Here is an 18,501-nt window from a genome sequence, read left to right as displayed (position 1 = left end):
TGGGGATGGACGAGCGATGCCCGGGCCCGGGCGTCCCGTTAGCGTTCGGCCGATATCGGTGTGTGCAGTTCTTTGGGGGCAACGGTGGGGGAGTCGACGCGGTGATCGGGAAGTTTGACCTGCCAGGGCTGGTGGCCCGGCGGTCGCGCCGCACGAAGTCTGTGATCAAGGCGGCGGTCGCGGCCGCCAGTTGTGTGGCGCTGATGGTCTCCACCGGCGCCGTCGCCGGCGCCCCGGCCTACGCGGCCGATCCGTGCGCCAGCCCGGTGAACCCGATCGTCTGTGAGAACAGCAAGCAGGGGACGCCGTCGGAGGAGTGGGACGACATCTGGGGTTCGGGCGACGAGACCGTCCAGGGTTTCGCGACCGACGCCAGCGTCAACGTCGGGCAGACGATCGGTTTCAAGATCAAGGCCGCGGCGGCGTACCGCATCGACATCTACCGGCTCGGCTGGTACCAGGGCGACGGCGCGCGCAAGCTGGACACGCTGCGCCCGCCGCTGGGCTCCCCGCAGCCCGAGTGCGTCACCAACGCCGCCACCGAGATCTACGACTGCGGCACCTGGTCGGTGTCGGCGACGTGGACCGTGCCGGCGAGCACCGTCTCCGGCATCTTCATCGCCAAGCTGGTCATCGAGGAGTCCGGCGACACCAGCCAGATCCCGTTCGTGGTCCGCAACGACGCCAGCACCTCGAAGCTGTACTTCAAGACCTCCGACGCCACCTGGCAGGCGTACAACACCTACGGCGGCTCCAACTTCTACTGGGGCGGCCCGATGGGCCGCGCGGTCAAGCTCAGCTACAACCGGCCCTACGAGACGCGCGGCGTCGCCGGGGGCCGCGACTACCTGTTCGCCAACGAATACCCGATGCTGCGCTTCCTGGAGCGCAACGGCTACGACGTCAGCTACTTCACCGACCTGGACGCCGACATCCGCGGCAACCTGATCCGCAACCACAAGGCGTTCCTGTCGGTGGGCCACGACGAGTACTGGTCCGGCCCGGAGCGGGCGAACGTCGAGGCGGCCCGGGACGCGGGCGTCCACCTCGCCTTCTTCAGCGGCAACGAGGTCTACTGGAAGACCCGCTGGGAGCCGAGCGTCGACGGCGCGAACACCCCGAACCGCACCCTGGTCTGCTACAAGGAGACCTGGGCCGGCGACAAGATCGACCCGTCCACCGAGTGGACCGGCACCTGGCGTGACCCGCGATTCACCCCACCGTCCAACGGCGGCGCCCCGGAGAACGCGCTGACCGGCGTGCTCTACATGTCCAACAACACCGACCTGGCCCTCAAGGTGCCCGCCGCCCAGGGCGAGAACAGGTTCTGGCGGCACACCGACGCGGCCGAGCAGGACGCCGGGGACACCCTCACCCTCGCGAACCACACCGTCGGCTACGAGTCCGACGAGGACCTGGACAACGGCTTCCGCCCGCCGGGCCTGATCCGGCTCTCCACCACGACCGGCCCGGCGCCGGAGTACCTTCTCGACTTCGGGCTGCGGACCGCCCCCGGCACCACCACCCACCACCTCACCCTCTACCGGGCGCCCAGCGGCGCGCTGGTGTTCGGCGCCGGCACCATCCAGTGGGCCTGGGGTCTGGACGAGAAACACGACGGCGAGGCCCAGGAGCCGGCCGACCGGGTGATGCAGCAGGCGACCGTCAACCTGCTCGCCGACATGGGCGTGCAACCCACGTCGCTGATGTCGCAGCTGGTCGCCACCACCGCCTCCACCGACACCGTCGGGCCCACCACCGCGATCACCTCGCCGGCGGCCGGCTCCGCGATGACCAACGGCGCGAAAGTCACCGTGCAGGGCACCGCCACCGACCTGGGCGGCGGCCGGGTGGCCGGCGTCGAGGTCTCCACCGACGACGGCCAGACCTGGCACCCGGCCACCGGCGGCTCCTCGTGGAGCTACCAGTTCTACGCCACCGGCGCCGCCACCCAGGTGGTCCGGGCCCGCGGCGTCGACGACAGCGGCAACATCGGGACCAGCCCGGCGGTCCGCACCTTCGACCTGAACGGCCCGACCACCCTGTTCGGGCAGCGGGTCCCGCAGGTCCCGGTCGCCGACGACGGCTCCGCCGTGACCCTCGGCACCAGGTTCACGCCGAGCACCGACGGCACCGTCACCGGCGTGCGCTTCTACAAGGGCTCCGGCAACAGCGGCTCGCACACCGGCTCGGTGTGGTCGTCGACCGGCCAGCTCCTGCGGACCGGATCGTTCGCCGACGAGACGGCGACCGGCTGGCAGAGGCTGAAGTTCGCCAAGCCGCTCCGGGTCACCAAGAACACCACGTACATCGTCGGCTACTACGCGCCCAACGGCCGGTACGCCGCCGACGACCGCTTCTTCAGCAGCCTGGACTGGAAGTCCGGTCCGCTGACCGCGCCGCGCGGCCGAACCTCCGGCGGCAACGGGCTGTTCCGGGCCGGTAACGGCGTCCCGGTCATCGCCTCGTCGACCGACGCCAACTATTACGTCGACGTCACGTTCGTCGACGGCGAGACGGCGGCGCCGACCGTGCTGACCACCGCCCCGGAGGACACCGAGATCGGGGTCGCGCTCAACGCCCAGCCGATGGCGGTCTTCTCCAAGCCGCTGGCCGCGTCCTCGATCGCGTTCACCCTGCGCCGCCCGGACGGCACGACCGTCCCCGGCGCCACGGTCTACGACGCGGACACCCGCTCGGTGACCTTCCGGCCGACGGCGTCGCTGGACACCGCGGTCGCCTACACCGCCCGGGTCACCGCCCAGGACCTCCAGGGCGTCGCCAGCACCCCGCTGGAGTGGACGTTCACCACGACGCCGTACGCCCAGGTGTCGACCCTGTTCGCCCCCGACGCGACACCGGCCGCCGCGTCGTCCGGCGACTCGGACGCCATCACGCTGGGCGCCCGGTTCAAGCCGACGGTCGACGGCCTGGTGATCGGCGTACGGTTCTACAAGGGCCCCGGCAACAACGGCATCCACACCGGCACGCTCTACGGACCCGGCGGCCAGATGGCCAAGGCGACCTTCGGCACCGAGTCGGAGTCGGGCTGGCAGTCCGTGCACTTCGCACAGCCCGTCGACGTGACGGCCGGGGTGACGTACACGGTGGCGTACTGGGCGCCGAACGGCAACTACGCCTACGACCCCGGCTACTTCAACGAGGCACGCATCGCCCCGGACCGCACCATGACCGCCGCGACCGGCGCCAACGGTGTGTACGCCTACGGCAGTGACCGGTTGCCGGAGAGCACCTACGGCGCCACCAACTACTGGGTGGACCCGCTGTTCGTACCGGACGGCCCGCCGCCGCCCGCCGAGCAGCCGGACCCGCCGGCCGGATCGTCGACGATCCTCGGGTCGGCCACACCCGCGGTGGAGAACTTCGACGACAACTCGGGCATCGAGGTCGGTGTGAAGTTCCGCTCCGACGTCGCCGGCAAGGTGCACGGCATCCGGTTCTGGAAGGGCACGCAGAACACCGGCACCCACCGCGGCACCCTGTGGACCGCCGGCGGGCAGGAGATCGCCTCCGGGACGTTCGAGTACGAGACCGGCTCCGGCTGGCAGACGCTGCTGTTCGACAACCCGGTGGACATCTCCGCGAACACCACGTTCGTGGCGTCGTACCGGACGAGCAGGGGCTACTACTCGGCCGACCTGAACGCCTACGCCAACGGGCACGACAACGCACCCCTGCACGTGCCCCCGGCCGGAGGTGTCTTCACCTACGACGGCGGGTTCCCGAACTCGGCCTCCAACCACAACTTCTGGGTCGACGTCTACTTCATCCCGAACAGCTGACGAGGGGACGAGGCCGGGTACGCACGTACCGGCCTCGTCCACATCAGACGGTCGGGATTCCGACGACAGGAAGAAGATTGATGCCCGCCGAAACTAGGCTGACCGTGAGCCGAGAGAGAAGGGCTGGCCGGTGCGGAAGGTAACCCCCCGGGCGCTGACGGACCGGCCCCGGGTCACCGTCGTGATCCCCTGTTACAACTACGGCCACTTCCTCGCCGAGTGCCTCGAGACGGTCTTCGCCGACGCCGATCAGGTCGACGTCGATGCCCTGATCGTCGACGACGCGTCACCGGACGGCAGCGCCGAGGTGGCCCGGCGGATCGCGGCGAAGGACCCACGGGTCACCGTGATCGCCCACGAGACCAACAAGCGGCACATCGCCACGTACAACGAGGGTCTGGCCGCCGCCGAGGGCGAGTTCGTCGTCCTGCTCTCCGCCGACGACCTGCTCGCGAAGGGCTCCCTCGCCCGCTCCGCCGCGCTGCTGCGGGCACATCCCGAGGTCGGCCTGGTGTACGGCTTCTCACGCCGCTTCTTCGGCACCCCACCCCCACCGCGGGCCACGCTGCGGTCCTGGTCCATCTGGGACGGACCGGAGTGGGTGGCCCGGGTGACCCGCACGGCCACCAACCCGATCTACACCCCCGAGGTGATGATGCGGGCGAGCACGATGCGCGACCTCGTGGGGTACGACGCCCGGCTCCCGCACGCCGCCGACTACCACCTGTGGCTGCGCGCCGGCACCCGCGCCGCGATCGGCCGGGTCAACGGCGTCGACCAGGCGTTCTACCGGGTCCACGGGGCCAACATGCACACCGGCGAGTACTCCGGCGACGTCCTCGACGTGGAGCAGCGCCACCTCACCCTGCGGATCCTGTTCGAGGAGGACGGCGACCGGTTGCCCGGCGCCGAACGGATGCGCGACGACGCGTACCGTGCGCTCGCCCGGGAGGCCCTGATCCTGGCCTGCCGACCCTACGAGCGCGGCCGCCCCGGCGCCGCCGAGGCCGAACAGCTGGCCCGCCTCGCCGAGCTGGCCGGCGAGATCTGGCCGGCGTCCCAGGACAGCGCACTACGGCGAACCTACGAGCGGTACGCCTCGGGCCGCGGCCCCGTCGTCCCCGTCCCTGTCACGGCGCTGCGCGACCGCGCGGTGCTCCACCTCGGATGGCGCCGCTGGCGTCACTCCGGCATCTCCCCGGCGGTACGGTCACTGTGACGAGCACTTCCGTGGACGGCGACGACGTCATCGTCCTGTCCGGCCTGACGAAGCTCTACGAACCCACCCCGCGATGGATGCGGATCTTCGCCCGCTCGCACCTCACCGAGCCGGTCAAGGCACTCGACGGCGTCGACCTGACCGTCCGGGCCGGCGAGATCTGCGCGATCGTGGGCCCCAACGGCGCCGGCAAGACCACCATGTTCCGGATCCTGGTCGGCCTCACCACCTCGACCGGCGGCACCGCCACCATCATGGGCCTGGACGCCGGCCGCGACTCCGAACAGGTCCGCCAGGTGGTCGGCTGGATGCCGTCCGAGGACCGCAGCCTGCTCATGCGCGCCACCTCCAAGGAGAACCTCCAACTGCACGGCCGCCTCCAGGGCATGCCGCGCCGCGAGCTCGCGGAGCGGATCCCGTACGTCCTGGAGACGGTGAACCTGACCGCCCAGACCGAGTCGGTCGTGGCCGGCCTCTCGGCCGGCATGCGGGCGCGGCTGCGGCTCGCCCGCGCCCTGCTGCCCGGCCCGCGCGCGCTGATCCTGGACGAGCCGACCGGCGCCGTCGACCCGATCGCCGCGCACGGCCTGCTCACCCTGATCATGGACCTGGTCAAGCAGGAACGCCTCGCGGTGCTCATCTCCTCGCACCGGCTGGAGGAGATCGAGGCCCTCCAGTCACACGCGCTGCTGATGGACCGGGGCCGCGTCAACTACTCGGGCGACCTGGACAGCCTGCGCCGCGAATGGGACCGGCCGGTCGTCGAGTTCGTCCTCGACACCCCCGCCGACGCGCACGCCGTGGCGGACAACCTGGCCGCACAGGGGCTCGAGGCCCACGTCGACGACACCTCGGTGCGCTGCGGGCACGCCGGTGACGAGCCGGTCGGCGCGGTGCTGGCCCGGCTCGGCCCACTGGCCGCCTCGATCCGCCACGTGCGGGAGCACCCCATGCCCCTGCGCGACCTCATCGCCCGCGTGTACGAACGGGGAACCAAGGCATGACATCCGTCTACCCGGCCACGGTCCACAAACGCAGCCGGTTCACCAAGGTCGTCGACACGCTCGAGGCGTACATCCGGATCGACCTGGTCGAGGAGCGGATGTTCCCGGCCTCGACGATCATGCGCTATCTCGCCGTGGTGTTCCCGGTGCTGCTCTACTACTTCCAGAGCACCTTCCTGACCATCTCCGACGAGCTGTTCATGACCATGCTCATCGGCGCCGCGGTGATCGCCGGACTCCAGGACGCGCTGACCGGCCTCACCGGGCGGCTCAACTTCGCGATGGAACGCGGCACCCTGGAGACCTACCTGGTCGAGCCGGTGCCCTGGGCGCTCATCCCGGTCGCTATGAACATCTGGCGCAGCGTCACCGGCGCCCTGCTGGCCTGTGTCATGGTGGCGCTCGGCTGGCTGCTCGGCGGTCCGGTCAACGCCTCCGGCATCCCCGCCGGGCTGCTGGTGCTCTTCCTCGGCATCCTGGCGTGCAACGCGCTCGGCTCCTTCGCGGCGAGTTTCATCCTGCTGTTCAAACGGGGTGAGCCGGTCGTGATGCTGTACAGCCTCGCCGCCTCGGTCCTCGGCGGCGCGCTCTTCCCGATCGAGGTGCTGCCGGTCTGGATCCGCTGGGCGAGCTATCTGGTGCCACATTCGTACGTGATCGCCGCCGAGCGCCGGCTGCTGATCCCCGGGACGCCCACCGAGGGGCTGTCCCCGCTGGCCGCGACCCTGATCCTGGCCGGTTTCACCCTGGTCACCTTCGTGGCCGGCATGTTCGTCTTCGACCGTTCACTGCGCCTGGCCCGCCGATTGGGGATCTTGAGCATATGAGCCCCGACCTGCGCCGACTCAACGCCCGCCGCCGCGAGGCCGTCCGGCTGCTCCGGGATGCCGGGGTGCGCGGGATCGCGCAGCGCGCCGCCCGGGTCGCCTACCGGCGGCTGGGGGCCTCCGAACTGGAGACCCAGATCGACCTGGACTACATGGCCGACTCCCGGGACCTGCGGCTCACCGTGCCCGGGAGGCGCCCGGAACGGGGCACCCCGCTGACCGTCGGCTGGATCTGCTCGCCGCCCGGCGCCGGCTCCGGCGGGCACACCACCTTCTTCCGCATGATCGAGGGGATGGAGGCGGCCGGCCACACCTGCGTGCTCTACCTGTACGACCCGTTCCGTGGCGATCTGGCCCGGCACGAGCGGGTGATCCGGCAGTACTGGCCGGGCGTACGGGCCGAGGTGCGGTCGGTGGCGGACGGGCTCGCCCCGCTCGACGCGTACGTCGCCTCGGCGTGGGAGACCGCGCACGTGCTGGCTTCGCGCGCCGACCTGCCGACCCGGCGGCTCTACTTCGTCCAGGACTTCGAGCCGTTCTTCTACCCGCAGGGCTCGCACCACGTGCTGGCCGAGGACACCTACCGGTTCGGGTTCCGGTCGATCACGGTGGGGCCGATGCTGGCGAACCTGCTGCGGGACCGGTTCGGGGTGACAGCGGCGGTGGCGAACTTCGGGATCGACACGAACATCTACGGGCTGACCAATCCGGCGCCGCGTACCGGTGTGGTGTTCTATGCCAAGCGGGATGTGCCGCGCCGTGGGTTCCTGCTCGGTCTGCTGGCGCTGCGGGAGTTCCATCGGCGGCATCCGGAGCAGCCGATCCACATCTTCGGCGATCCGACGGTCGAGGTGCCCTTCCCGGCGATCAACCACGGGGTGCTCGAACCGGCGAGGCTGGCCGCCCTCTACAACGACTGTGCGGCCGGGATCGCGATGTCCTTCACCAACCTGTCGCTGGTGCCGGACGAGATGCTGGCGTGCGGTGTGGTGCCGGTGATGGCGGAGTCCGAGTACGCCAAGGTGACGCTGGACAACCCGCATGTGCGGTGGGCGCATCCGACGGCGTACGGGCTGGCCGAGGCGCTCGGCGGGATCGTCGGCGGCGACCGGCCCGCGCCGGACGTGGTCGCCGCCAGCGTCCGGGCGACGCCGTGGGACGACGCGAAACGGGTGACCCGGGAGACCATCGAGGACGAGGTCTACGGCGCGCCGGCCGCCTCCCGGTAGGCGCCGGTCAGCACGGCGCCGGCCGCCGACCAGGTCAGCTCCCCGGCTCCGCGGACACTCTCGGTGCGGAGCCGGGCGAGCAGCTCGGGGTCGGTCCACAGCGAGCGCAGCCGTTCGGTGAGCGCGTCCACGTCGCCGGCCGGGTGGAACAGCGCGTCCACCCCGTCGGTGCCGGGGGCGCCGCTGTGGTCGGAGACCACGAGCACGCACCCGCACGCCCGGGCCTCGTAGGTGACGAGCGCGCTGCCCTCCTCCACCGAGGGCAGCACCAGCACGTCGCAGCCGCGCATGAGGGCCGCCGGATCGGGCACGTGGCCGGCCTCGGTGACGCTGGGATGGGCGAGCGGCTCCTCGATGACCCGCCGGTAACCGGGGTCGATGCTTCCGGCGATGACGAACCGGCCGCCGGCGTCGGCGGCGCCGCAGCGCAGCCAGGCCCGGAGCGCGTCGTGCAGCCCTTTGCGCGGTTCGCCGCGTCCCACGAAGCCGACGGTGAACGGCCGTCCGGAGTCGTCGCGGCCCTCGGTGTGGAAGCGGCCGGGGTCGTAGCCGTAGCGGTGCCGCAGCAGCCGGCCCGCCGGTGTGCCGGCGTCGAGGAAGGTGCGCGCCACGAAGTCGGACGGGCAGAGCAGACGGCCGGCCAGCGCGTACTCGCGTTCCTCGATGGCCAGCTTCCCGGGTTGCCGGGCGTGCGGGCTGGACGGGTCGACCGGGATGCCGAGGTCGGCGCAGACCTTCTCGACGGCGTCGAAGGCGAATCCGGTGTGCGCGTTCGGCCGTTCCAGGACGCTGGGCACCCCGAGGTCGCGGGCCGCGGTCAGGAGCCGTTCGGACCGTAGCGGCCAGGCGTGCACCAGGTCGATGCGGCCGGCGAGGCGGCGCAGGGCGGCCGCGGCCCGGCGGTCGTGCCAGTCCAGGGCGCGCAGGTAGCCGACGACCCGGAACGGCACCTTGAGCCCGGCCGGGCGCAACGTCTCGACGACCCGGACGCCGGGCGGCAGCGGCCGCTCGTTGCTGGCGCAGAGCACGGTGACCTCGGCGCCGTGCTCTGCGGCGCCGCTGACCTGATGCCAGGCGGTCATGCCGATGCCGGAGACGCCGAGCCGGGTGGGGAACGAGTACAGGACGCGCATCAGGAGCCTTCCTCGCCGCGGACCACCGCGGGCGACCATGCGTCGTGGATGAGCAGCTGTGGTCGGCCGGTGCCGTCGGCGGGGACCCGCCACACGTCGCTGGACGCGGTGCCGGCGGTCTCCCGGGGAAGTCCGTAGACGACGGTCCGGTCGTCGAGCCATTCGACCTGGTCGTCGACGCTGCGGGTCTCGGCCAGCAGGATCTCGGCGCCGGTACGCAGGTCGTGGACGGCCAGCCGCCATTTTCCGGCGGGCAGGTCGCCGTGCTTCTTGAAGGCGACCCGGGTGCGGTCCGGCGACAGCGACGGGCACTCGACGTCGTCGTGCAGGGCGGTGACGGTACGGGCGGAAAGGCTGCCCTCGACCAGCCACGTCCGCGCACCCGACGCGGCGGTCGCGTAGAACCGGTCGCCGTCGAGGAAGGTGACGCCCCACAGGTTCTTGTCCGGCGACGTGACGACCCCGCCGTCGACGGTCAGCGTGAACTTCTCGATGTCGCCGACGACCTCGCCGTCCACCCGGGTGACCACGGTACGGGTGGAGAACTGTCCCGGGTTGGCGTAGGAGTCGCCGAAGACGAACGTGGTGGTGGCGGCCAGAGTCCCGTCCCGTGACAGCCGGGCCCGGCTCGGTATGCCGGTCAGCGGCAGGTCCCGGACCGGTGTCCACGACGGGCCCAGCAGCCGCGCCTGGTAGGTGGTGACCAGTCCGCGTTCGGCGGAGAGACAGATCGCGTCGGCGGCGGTGGCGTAGACGCGTTCGCAGGAGGCGGGGGTGAGCGTCCGCGGCCCGTCCGGAGCGGTCAGCGGGACGACCGCGACCTTGCCGTAGCCGGCGCCGAGGGCGGTGCTGCGGAACACCAGATGCGGCTCGGCACGCACGGTGGCCAGGTCGGCGCCCGGCGGGACCGGCGGTGCGGCGGCCACCGCCCGGGCCTGGTCACGGCGCACGTTCCACACGTAGGCGCCGGCGCCGGCCACGGCGACGATCAGGACCGTGACCAGGGCGGCGACGCGGTTGCGGAGGCTCACCGTGCCGCCTCGGCGCCGCGCAGCATCCACGCCGCGACCGGGATCGCCACGACCAGGAACGCGGCGAACAGCAGCAGCGACACGGCCGGCCCCCGCACCGCCCACAGCACCCCGAAGGTCAGCGACGACGCGAACCGGGCCAGCACCACCACGGTCTGCGCGGCCGCGATGCCGCTGCCCCGGGTCTCCGCCGGGACCAGCCGGCTGACCAGCGCCGGCAGGACCCCGTCGGTGGCCGCGTAGAACACCCCGAGCAGCAGCAGGACGGCCAGGGTCAGGCCGGGGCCGCCGGACGGCAGCGCGCCCAGCAGGTAACACGCGAGCAGGGCGCCGTGCCCGGCCACCAGGACGCGGGCGCGGCCGAACCGGTCGGCCAGGCGCCCCATCGGTACGGCGAGCGCCAGGTAGGCGATGTTCGTACCCACGTAGAGAAGCGGGAAATAGACGGCCGCGACGTCATCGCGCTCCTGGAGTGCCAGGTAGAGGAATCCGTCGCCGACGGTGAGCAGGCCGAGCAGCCCGGCCGCGATCAGCGGCCGGCGCAGCCGCCGCCCACCCACCTCACGCAGCACCCGGCGCAGGCCGGTCCGGGCGGACGGGGCGGTGGTGCGCAGGTTCGGCACGAACAGCACCAGTACGGCGACGCCCACCACGGCGAACGCGAACGACACCACGAAGATCGAGTCGTAGCTGCCGGGCACGCTCCACAGCAGCGCGAACGCGACAAGTGGTCCGAGCGCCGCGCCGATCGTGTCGAGGGCCCGGTGCACGCCGAACGCGCGGCCCAGCGTCGCCGGATCGGACGCCTCGGCGATCAGCGCGTCCCGGGGCGCGGTCCGCAGGCCCTTGCCGAGACGGTCCGCGGTGACCACCGCGGTGATCGCGGCGAACCCGGTGGCCGCGAGCATGGCGATCCGGCTGATCGCGGAGGCGCCGTACCCCACGACCGCCACCCACTTGGGCTGCCCGCCACGGTCACCGGCGTAGCCGCCGGCGATGCGCAGGAACGCGCTGACCCCCTGGTACACACCGTCCAGGAAGCCGTACGCCACCGGGCTCAACCCGACCGCCGCCGTCAGGTACAGCGGCAGCACCGACGCCACCATCTCGGAGGAGACGTCGGTGAGCAGGCTGACCGTGCCCAGCAGCAGCACGGTCGCGGAGACCTTCCCGGCCGTGGGCCCGATTCCGTCGGCCGGGCGGTCCCGGATCGTCACATACACGGTGCGGCTTTCCTCAGGGGCGTAGCGCCCCGGCCAGGGCCTCGGCCACGCGGGCCTGCTGGTCCGGGGTGATCTGCGGGTAGATCGGCAGGGACAGGATCTCCGGGGCCACCCGCTCGGCGTTCGGGAACGAGCCGCCGAGCGACGCGAACGCGCCGGTCCGGTGCACCGGGACGGGGTAGTGGATGGCGGCGCCGACCCCGGCCGCGTCGAGTCTCGTGAGGACCTCGTCGCGGTTCGGCACCCGGACACAGTAGATGTGCCACACGTGCACGTTGCCGTCCAGGGTGACCGGGCGGATCACCTCGCCGAGCCCGGCGAGCAGTTCGTCGTAGCGGGCGGCCGCGGCCCGGCGCCGTTCGTTCCACGAGGCCAGCCGGGCCAGCTTGGCGCGCAGCACGACCGCCTGGAGACCGTCGAGGCGACTGTTCACCCCGACCAGGTCATGGTGGTATTTGCGCAGGCCACCGTGACTGCCGAGGGTGCGGACCGTGGTGGCCCACTCCTCGGAGCCGGTGGTGACGGCGCCGGCGTCACCGTAGGCGCCGAGGTTCTTGCCGGGGTAGAAGCTGGTCGCCGCGATGCCGTCCACACCGGAGCCCAGCCCGTGCCGGGTGGCGCCCTGCGACTGCGCGGCGTCCTCGACGACGACGATGTCCCGGCCGCCGATCCCGGCCCGGAGCTGTTCGACCGGGGCGAGCTGGCCGTACAGGTGGACCGGCACGACGGCGCGGGTCCGCGGCGTGATCGCGGCGAGCGCCGCCTCGACGTCGATCAGATAGGTACGCGGATCGCAGTCCACCAGCACGACCTCGGCGCCGGTGCGGGCGACCGCCTCGGCGGTGGCGATGAACGTGTTGGCCGGCAGGATCACCTCGGTGCCCGGACCGACACCGACCGCCTTGAACGCCAGCTCCAGCGCGTCGGTGCCGTTGGCCACGCCGACGCAGTGCGGCAGCCCGGAGAACGCGGCGTACTCCCGCTCGAACGCGGCCACCTCGGGCCCGCCGATGAACGCCGTGTCGGCGATGATGCGCTTGAATCCGGCCTCGACCTCCTCGGCCACCTCCGCGTGCGCGGCGGCCAGGTCGACGAGCGGGATGCGGGTCATGTGCACTGCCTTTCCGGGGCGGAGGACTTGCGGAGAAAACGGGCCGGGCTGCCGGCCCAGACCTCGGCCGGGGGCACGTCGCGGAGCACGACCGAGCCCATCCCGACCAGGGACCAGGCGCCGACGGTCACGCCCTCGCGCAGCAGCGCGCCGGCGCCGACGTAGGCGCCCTCGGACAGCACCACCCCGCCACCCAGCCGCACCCCGGACGCGATCGTGACGTACGGGGCCACCAGGTCGTCATGGGTGAGCACGGCCTGCGGCATGACCGCCACGTGGGCGCCCACGGTGACGTCGGCGGTCAGCACGGCGCCGGCCAGCAGCACGGTGCCCTCGCCGACGGTGCTGCCGGCGCCGATCGACACCGAGGGGTGTACGACGGTCGCGTACCGCCGCGGGGGCAGGGCGAGGCGCTCGACGATCCGCCGCCGGGCGGTGTAGGCACGTGGATTGCCCACGCACACCACCACGGCGGCGTCCATCCCGAGCACGCTGTCGACCGGCCCGAGGATCGGCAACCCGGAGCGCTGGGTCCCGTGCAGCGCCGGATCGTCGTCGACGAAGCCGAGGACCCGCCAGCCGGTTGCGGCCGCGGCCGTCTCCCGGGCGAAGCCACCGGCTCCGACGATGACCAGGTCCTTCACCGGGTGGCCAGCTCGCGCAGCACCCCGACGATGTGGTCCTGGTCGGCTTCGGTCAGCCGGTGGTGCAGCGGCAGGATCAGCGATTCCCGGGTGATCCGCTCGGTCACCGGCAGCGGGCCCGGTGTCACGTCCGCGTAGGCCGGCTCCAGGTGTGCCGCCATGATGCCCCGGCGGGCCGACACCCCCTTGGCCGCGAGTTCGGAGAGAACCTCGTCCCGGCTCACCGGGAACCCGTGGAGCAGCACCCAGAACGACTGGTAGTTCGTCTGTCCATAGGCCGGATCGGTCACGGGGATGAGTCCGCCTATGTCCGACAGATGCTCCTGATAGCGGGCCGCGAGCTGTCGGCGCTGAGCCACCAGGCCGGCGAGTTTGCCGAGCTGGACCAGCCCGACCGCGGCCTGGATGTCGGTCATCCGGTAGTTGAAGGCCGTCTCCAGATAGGCCTCCAGCACCGGCTGCTTCGACGCGTGCCGATCGGCCGCGGACACGTTCATGCCGTGCTCCCGCAGCCGCTTCAGCCGGGCCGCGGCCTCCGGGGAGTCGACGGTGACCATGCCACCCTCACCCGTGGTGATCAGCTTGCGCGGGTGGAACGACCAGGCCGCCACCTTCGCGCCGGTGCCGGCCGGGGCGCCGTAGGCGGTGGATCCGGCCGCGCACGCGGCGTCCTCGACCAGGCCGATGCCCCAGTCGTCGGCGGCCTTGCGCAGCGCGACGGTGTCGAACGGCACGCCCCCCTGGTGCACCGCGATGACCGCCCGGGTCCGCGGCGTGCGCACCGCGTCGACCGTCTCCACCGTGACGTTCCCGGTGGCCAGCTCGACGTCGGCGAAGACCGGGGTGGCGCCCACGTAGCGGACCGCGTTGGCGGTCGCGATGAACGACAGCGACGGCACGATCACCTCGTCGCCGGGCCCGACGTCGAGCAGCACCAGCGCGAGGTGCAGGCCGGTCGTGCAGGACGACACCGCCACACCGTGCCCGGCGCCGACCGCGGCCGCGAACTCCTGCTCGAACCGGGCGACCCGCGGCCCCTGCGCGACCCAGCCGGAGCGGACCGCCTCGGCGGCGGCCTGCGCCTCCTCCTCCCCGAGGTCGGGGATCATCACCGGGATCACTGGGACGACCGCCACCAGTCGACCAGGCCCTGAAGGCCCTCGGTGAGGGTGAGCCGCGGCTTCCAGCCCAGCCTCTGCTCGGCGAGGGAGATGTCGGCGAGGCGGCGGGTGACGCCGTTGACCGCGCGGGCCGGCCCGTGCTCCGGCGCCAGGTCCGACTTCATCACGGCGCTGAGCGCGGCGGCCAGCTCCTTGAGGCTGGTCTCCTCGTGGCTGGCGATGTTGAACACCTCGTCGGTGACGTCCGCCCGTGCGGCCAGGATGTTGGCGCGGGCGATGTCGGCGACGTGTACGAAGTCCATGGTGGCCAGCCCGTCGCCGAGGATCAGCGGGGGAGTGCCGGCCTCGATCAGCTCCATCCAGCGGATCAGCACCTCGGTGTAGAGGCCGTGGATGTCCATCCGTGGCCCGTACACGTTGAAGTAGCGCAGGGCCACGTAGTCCAGGTCCTTCATGGCCTTGAAGCTGCGCAGCGTCGCCTCGTTGAACGCCTTGGCCGCCCCGTAGAACGTGTCGTTGTTGTACGGGTGGTGCCGCTCGGTGGTCGGGAACTCCTCGGCGAGCCCGTAGACCGACGCCGACGACGACGCGATCACCTTCTTGACGCCCGCGTCGGCGGCCGCCTCGATCACGTTGAACGTGCCGTCGACCAGCACCTCGTTGGCGAGCCGGGGCTCCTCGGCGCACTGGGTGATCCGGATCGCGGCCAGGTGGAAGACGAGATCCTGGCCCTCGGTGAGCGACCGGACCAGCGCGTTGTCCCTGATGTCGCCCTCGACGAGCCGGACATTGCCGGATCCCAGCGCCCACGCGAGGTTGTCGCGCCGCCCGCGTACGAGATTGTCGAGAACGACGATCTCCGAGGCGCCCCCGCGCACCAGCTCGTCGACGACGTGCGAGCCGATGGTGCCCGCCCCGCCGGTCACGAGAGCGCGCGCGCCCTCGATCGGTACCCCAGTCACGCCGTGTGCCCTTCGCTCAGCTTGATCATGGTTCCGCCCTCGGTCAGGCTGCGTGAGGCCGCCTGGAGAAGCTCCAGCACCCGCAGCCCGGACCGGCCGTCGGTCAGTGCGGGCGTGCCGGTGGTGATGGCCCGCGCGTACTCCTCGACCATGGTGCGCAGCGCCTCCCGCTCGGTGAGCGCGGGCGCGACCATGTCGCCGGACCGGTACGACACGAGGATGTCCCGCCGCTGCTCGTCACCGAGCTCCTCGGGGGACGCCACGTCCACCCCGCGGTCGTAGATCGACAGCCGCTGGCTGGGGTTCAGGTCGTCCCACACGAGCGTCCGCTTCGACCCGCCGAAGATCGCGGTGCGCACCTTCACCGGGGACAGCCAGTTGACGTGGATGTGCGCGATCGCCCCGTTGCTGAGCTGCAACGTCAGGTACGCCACACAGGCCCGCCCGGCGCCGATCCCGTCCGCGCCGTGCGCCGCCACCGCGATCGGCCGGACCGTGGGCGGCAGCACGAAGTCGAGGATCGACAGGTCGTGCGGCGCCAGGTCCCACACCACGTCGATGTCGCGCTGCACCAGGCCCAGGTTGATCCGCACCGAGTCGAGGAAGTGCAGCTCGCCCAGCTCGCCGGCGGCCAGCAGGTCGCGGATGCGCAGCACGGCCGGGGTGTAGCAGTAGGTGTGGTCGCACATCAGGGTGAGCCCGCGCCGGTCGGCCTCGTCGACCAGCTGCCGGCCCTCCTCGAAGGTGGCCGCGAGCGGCTTCTCCACCAGCACGTGCTTGCCGGCGCGCAGCGCGGCCATGGCGACGGGCAGGTGGGTGCCGGCCGGGGTGGCGATGGCGACGGCGTGCACGCCCGGGTCGGCGAGAACCTCGTCGAGGTCGGCGGAGACCTGGACGGTGGAGTAGCCACCGAGCACCTTCCGGGCCCGATCGACGTCGAGGTCGCAGAGCCACCGCAGGTGGAAGGCGGGGCTGCCCTGGAAGTTGCGGACGAGGTTGGGGCCCCAGTAGCCGGCCCCGATGACGGCCACGCCGATGGGCTCGTCGGGCACGTGAGAGGTCACAGGAATCCGTTCGTCGAATTGGCGGACGCGGTCCGTCGGGAAAGCTATCGATCCCTTGTGGCCGGACGCCAGATCACTGACGGATTTACGGCGGAGCCGGGGTCAAGGCGAACCCTTCGGCCGATCGGGGGACCCCTCAATGGCCATTTTGGACTCCTATGTCGGCTGGCCGACAACGTCGTCGGCCGCCGGCCTCTACCCTGTGCCGGATCGATGACGAGGAAGGTTCACGATGACCGTCGCACCGACAGCCGATGTGGACGAGCGGGCCGTGATCGGCGCCGGCACCCGGGTCTGGCATCTCGCGCAGATCCGTGAGGGCGCCACGATCGGGCGGGACTGCAACATCGGCCGGGGGGCGTACGTGGGTCCCGGCGTGGTCCTCGGCGACAACTGCAAGCTCCAGAACCACGCCCTGGTCTACGAACCGGCCCGGCTCGGCGACGGCGTGTTCGTCGGCCCGGCCGCGGTGCTCACCAACGACGAGTACCCGCGTGCCGTCACCCCGGACGGCCGGCTCAAGACCGGCGACGACTGGACCGCGGTCGGCGTGACGATCGGTGCGGGCGCCTCGATCGGCGCGCGGGCGGTCTGCGTCGCCCCGGTCACCGTCGGCCGGTGGGCGCTGGTCGCGGCCGGCGCGGTGGTCACCACGGACGTCCCCGACTTCGCGCTGGTCGTCGGCGTTCCGGCACGCCGGGTCGGCTGGGTGGGCCGGGCCGGGCACCCACTGACCGCCAAGGGCGACGGCGTCTGGCTGTGCCCGGAGACCGGCGCCGAGTACGTCGAACGCGACGGCGCCCTCAACCCGCCAGCCGGTCCAGACGGCGGGCCAGCACCCGCTCGGTGAGCGCGACGAGCACCGCCTTCACCGACTCCCGCTGACGGGCGTCGCACTCCAGCAGCGGCATGGTCTCCGCGATGCCGAGCGCGTCGCGGACCTCGGGCAGCTCGAAACGGCGCGCCCCGTCGAACGCGTTGACCCCGATGATGAACGGGATGTCGTGTTCCTCGAAGTAGTCGATCGCCGGGAAGCAGTCCTCGATCCGGCGGGTGTCGACCAGCACGATGGCGCCGAGCGCCCCGGTCACCAGGTCGTCCCAGAGGAACGCGAACCGGTCCTGCCCCGGCGTGCCGAACAGGTAGAGCAGCAGCGCGTCGTCCAGGGTGATCCGGCCGAAGTCCAGCGCCACGGTGGTGGTGGTCTTGGCGGCGACCGCCGAGGTGTCGTCCACCCCGATCGACCTCTCGGTCATCTCCGCCTCGGTGACCAGCGGCTCGATCTCCGAGATGGCGCTGACGAAGGTCGTCTTGCCGACCCCGAACCCGCCACTGATGACGATCTTGACGGCCATCGGTGACGACGGCGCCATCGGGTTAGAGCGCCCGAACACGATCCCTGATCCTCTCGATCAACGCGGTGGTCAGCTCGCCGGGCATCTCGCCGGCCCGGACCAGACCCTGGGTGAGCAGGTCGGCGACGATCACCCGGACCACGCCCATCGGGGCGCCGAGCGCGGACGACAGGTCGGCGATCGACCGCGGCCTCTGGCACAGTTCGACGATCCGGCGGGCCTCGAACCGCAGCGGCGCGGACAGGGCGGCCGGCTCGGCGTACAGCTGGGTCTCGATCCGCAGCCCGTCGCGCAGTGGCTGGGTGCGCCCATTGGTGAGCATGAACGGCCGAACGACCGGGTCCTCGCTCATCGGGGGAGGTGCTGCCGCGATTCGGCGATCAGGGCCGGGGTCAGCAGGTCGCCGAACCGGTCCGCGAGCAGGGAGATCTCGTACCCGACCAGGCCCAGGTCGCTGTCCCCGCCGGCCACCACGCCCAGGCAGCTGCCGCCCGGGATCACCGAGATCACCAGGAAGCCCCGGTGCATCTCGATCATGATCAGTTTCAGTCCCTCGAAGTCGTACCGGCGGGAGGCGCTGCGGGCCAGGCTGGCCATGCTGGACACGATGGCGCCCAACTGGTCGGCCTCGGCCCGGCTCAGCCCCTCCGAGCTGGCGATCAGCAGGCCGTCCGAGGACACGGCCACCGCGTCGCGTACCCCGTCGGTCTGATGGACGAAGTTGCCGAGCAGCCAGTTGCACTGGTGCCGGTCGGCCGTCGCCTCGACGCTCATC

At 71.9% G+C, this 18,501-nt stretch carries 17 protein-coding genes; 6 read left to right on the top strand and 11 right to left on the bottom strand.

From position 1 onward, the window contains the following. The first annotated feature begins 101 nt into the window (after positions 1 to 101). From KZ829_RS44690 to KZ829_RS33380, 5 genes are all read left to right on the top strand, one after another. A complete protein-coding gene (locus tag KZ829_RS44690; RefSeq protein ID WP_220147825.1) occupies positions 102 to 3,803 on the top strand; it encodes a DUF4082 domain-containing protein in 3,702 nt (1,233 codons plus the stop codon). A gap of 130 nt (positions 3,804 to 3,933) precedes the next feature. Then, positions 3,934 to 5,022: a glycosyltransferase family 2 protein gene (locus KZ829_RS33395; protein ID WP_220147824.1), complete on the top strand. Its 1,089-nt coding sequence runs from the start codon at positions 3,934 to 3,936 to the stop codon at positions 5,020 to 5,022. Further along, positions 5,019 to 6,026, top strand: a complete 1,008-nt coding sequence (locus tag KZ829_RS33390) for an ABC transporter ATP-binding protein (protein ID WP_220147823.1) — start codon at positions 5,019 to 5,021, stop codon at positions 6,024 to 6,026. The genes KZ829_RS33395 and KZ829_RS33390 overlap by 4 nt, the downstream gene beginning before the upstream one ends. Further along, the gene (locus tag KZ829_RS33385) at positions 6,023 to 6,853 is read left to right on the top strand and encodes an ABC transporter permease (protein ID WP_220147822.1); all 831 of its coding nucleotides are present in this window, start codon (positions 6,023 to 6,025) and stop codon (positions 6,851 to 6,853) included. The genes KZ829_RS33390 and KZ829_RS33385 overlap by 4 nt, the downstream gene beginning before the upstream one ends. Further along, the gene (locus tag KZ829_RS33380; RefSeq protein WP_220147821.1) at positions 6,850 to 8,082 is read left to right on the top strand and encodes a rhamnosyltransferase WsaF family glycosyltransferase; all 1,233 of its coding nucleotides are present in this window, start codon (positions 6,850 to 6,852) and stop codon (positions 8,080 to 8,082) included. Before KZ829_RS33385 ends, KZ829_RS33380 begins: the two co-directional genes overlap by 4 nt. On the opposite strand, the gene KZ829_RS33375 is transcribed toward KZ829_RS33380, so the two are convergent. Genes KZ829_RS33375 through KZ829_RS33340 form a run of 8 tightly spaced genes read right to left on the bottom strand, consistent with a single transcriptional unit; the run spans position 8,055 to position 16,371 of the window. Further along, complete coding sequence (locus tag KZ829_RS33375) at positions 8,055 to 9,215, bottom strand: glycosyltransferase family 4 protein (RefSeq protein ID WP_220147820.1); 1,161 nt, start codon at positions 9,213 to 9,215, stop codon at positions 8,055 to 8,057. The two genes, KZ829_RS33380 and KZ829_RS33375, sit on opposite strands and share 28 nt — an antisense overlap. Beyond that, positions 9,215 to 10,246, bottom strand: coding sequence for a TolB-like translocation protein (locus KZ829_RS33370; RefSeq protein ID WP_220147819.1), 1,032 nt, complete (start codon positions 10,244 to 10,246; stop codon positions 9,215 to 9,217). Before KZ829_RS33370 ends, KZ829_RS33375 begins: the two co-directional genes overlap by 1 nt. Further along, complete coding sequence (locus KZ829_RS33365) at positions 10,243 to 11,469, bottom strand: MFS transporter (protein WP_220147818.1); 1,227 nt, start codon at positions 11,467 to 11,469, stop codon at positions 10,243 to 10,245. Before KZ829_RS33365 ends, KZ829_RS33370 begins: the two co-directional genes overlap by 4 nt. Before the next feature lie 13 nt (positions 11,470 to 11,482). After that, a complete protein-coding gene (locus KZ829_RS33360) occupies positions 11,483 to 12,580 on the bottom strand; it encodes a DegT/DnrJ/EryC1/StrS family aminotransferase (RefSeq protein ID WP_220147817.1) in 1,098 nt (365 codons plus the stop codon). Next, positions 12,577 to 13,224, bottom strand: a complete 648-nt coding sequence (locus KZ829_RS33355; protein WP_204299176.1) for an acetyltransferase — start codon at positions 13,222 to 13,224, stop codon at positions 12,577 to 12,579. Before KZ829_RS33355 ends, KZ829_RS33360 begins: the two co-directional genes overlap by 4 nt. Continuing rightward, positions 13,221 to 14,360 (bottom strand): DegT/DnrJ/EryC1/StrS family aminotransferase, encoded by a 1,140-nt coding sequence (locus KZ829_RS33350; RefSeq protein WP_308285764.1) that lies wholly within the window; start codon positions 14,358 to 14,360, stop codon positions 13,221 to 13,223. The genes KZ829_RS33355 and KZ829_RS33350 overlap by 4 nt, the downstream gene beginning before the upstream one ends. Beyond that, a complete protein-coding gene (locus KZ829_RS33345) occupies positions 14,342 to 15,307 on the bottom strand; it encodes an NAD-dependent epimerase/dehydratase family protein (protein WP_220147816.1) in 966 nt (321 codons plus the stop codon). Before KZ829_RS33345 ends, KZ829_RS33350 begins: the two co-directional genes overlap by 19 nt. Then, positions 15,304 to 16,371, bottom strand: coding sequence for a Gfo/Idh/MocA family protein (locus tag KZ829_RS33340; protein ID WP_308285763.1), 1,068 nt, complete (start codon positions 16,369 to 16,371; stop codon positions 15,304 to 15,306). Before KZ829_RS33340 ends, KZ829_RS33345 begins: the two co-directional genes overlap by 4 nt. 232 nt (positions 16,372 to 16,603) lie before the next feature. Here KZ829_RS33340 and KZ829_RS33335 point away from each other — a divergent pair, with 232 nt between their 5' ends. Then, positions 16,604 to 17,221 (top strand): acyltransferase, encoded by a 618-nt coding sequence (locus tag KZ829_RS33335; protein WP_220147815.1) that lies wholly within the window; start codon positions 16,604 to 16,606, stop codon positions 17,219 to 17,221. Here KZ829_RS33335 and KZ829_RS33330 read toward each other — a convergent pair. Genes KZ829_RS33330 through KZ829_RS33320 form a run of 3 tightly spaced genes read right to left on the bottom strand, consistent with a single transcriptional unit; the run spans position 17,175 to position 18,500 of the window. After that, positions 17,175 to 17,744: a GTP-binding protein gene (locus KZ829_RS33330; protein ID WP_183218410.1), complete on the bottom strand. Its 570-nt coding sequence runs from the start codon at positions 17,742 to 17,744 to the stop codon at positions 17,175 to 17,177. The two genes, KZ829_RS33335 and KZ829_RS33330, sit on opposite strands and share 47 nt — an antisense overlap. 4 nt (positions 17,745 to 17,748) lie before the next feature. After that, on the bottom strand, positions 17,749 to 18,078 hold the full coding sequence (locus KZ829_RS33325) for a DUF742 domain-containing protein (protein WP_220147814.1): 330 nt from the start codon (positions 18,076 to 18,078) through the stop codon (positions 17,749 to 17,751). Beyond that, positions 18,075 to 18,500: a roadblock/LC7 domain-containing protein gene (locus tag KZ829_RS33320; protein WP_183218178.1), complete on the bottom strand. Its 426-nt coding sequence runs from the start codon at positions 18,498 to 18,500 to the stop codon at positions 18,075 to 18,077. The genes KZ829_RS33325 and KZ829_RS33320 overlap by 4 nt, the downstream gene beginning before the upstream one ends. Position 18,501 lies beyond the last annotated feature (1 nt).

Origin of the sequence: Actinoplanes hulinensis (assembly GCF_019429605.1) — a bacterium.
Taxonomy (GTDB): Bacteria; Actinomycetota; Actinomycetes; order Mycobacteriales; family Micromonosporaceae; genus Actinoplanes; species Actinoplanes campanulatus.
Note: the sequence above shows the minus strand (reverse complement) of the source record. Positions and strands in the feature narration are given on the sequence as shown.

Coding starts and splice junctions, on each gene's coding strand:
- KZ829_RS33320 (WP_183218178.1), bottom strand. CDS start 18,500: ATGAGCGTCGAGGCGACGGCCGACCGGCACCAGTGCAACTGGCTGCTC.
- KZ829_RS33325 (WP_220147814.1), bottom strand. CDS start 18,078: ATGAGCGAGGACCCGGTCGTTCGGCCGTTCATGCTCACCAATGGGCGC.
- KZ829_RS33375 (WP_220147820.1), bottom strand. CDS start 9,215: ATGCGCGTCCTGTACTCGTTCCCCACCCGGCTCGGCGTCTCCGGCATC.
- KZ829_RS33385 (WP_220147822.1), top strand. CDS start 6,023: ATGACATCCGTCTACCCGGCCACGGTCCACAAACGCAGCCGGTTCACC.
- KZ829_RS33330 (WP_183218410.1), bottom strand. CDS start 17,744: ATGGCGCCGTCGTCACCGATGGCCGTCAAGATCGTCATCAGTGGCGGG.
- KZ829_RS33380 (WP_220147821.1), top strand. CDS start 6,850: ATGAGCCCCGACCTGCGCCGACTCAACGCCCGCCGCCGCGAGGCCGTC.
- KZ829_RS33360 (WP_220147817.1), bottom strand. CDS start 12,580: ATGACCCGCATCCCGCTCGTCGACCTGGCCGCCGCGCACGCGGAGGTG.
- KZ829_RS33335 (WP_220147815.1), top strand. CDS start 16,604: ATGACCGTCGCACCGACAGCCGATGTGGACGAGCGGGCCGTGATCGGC.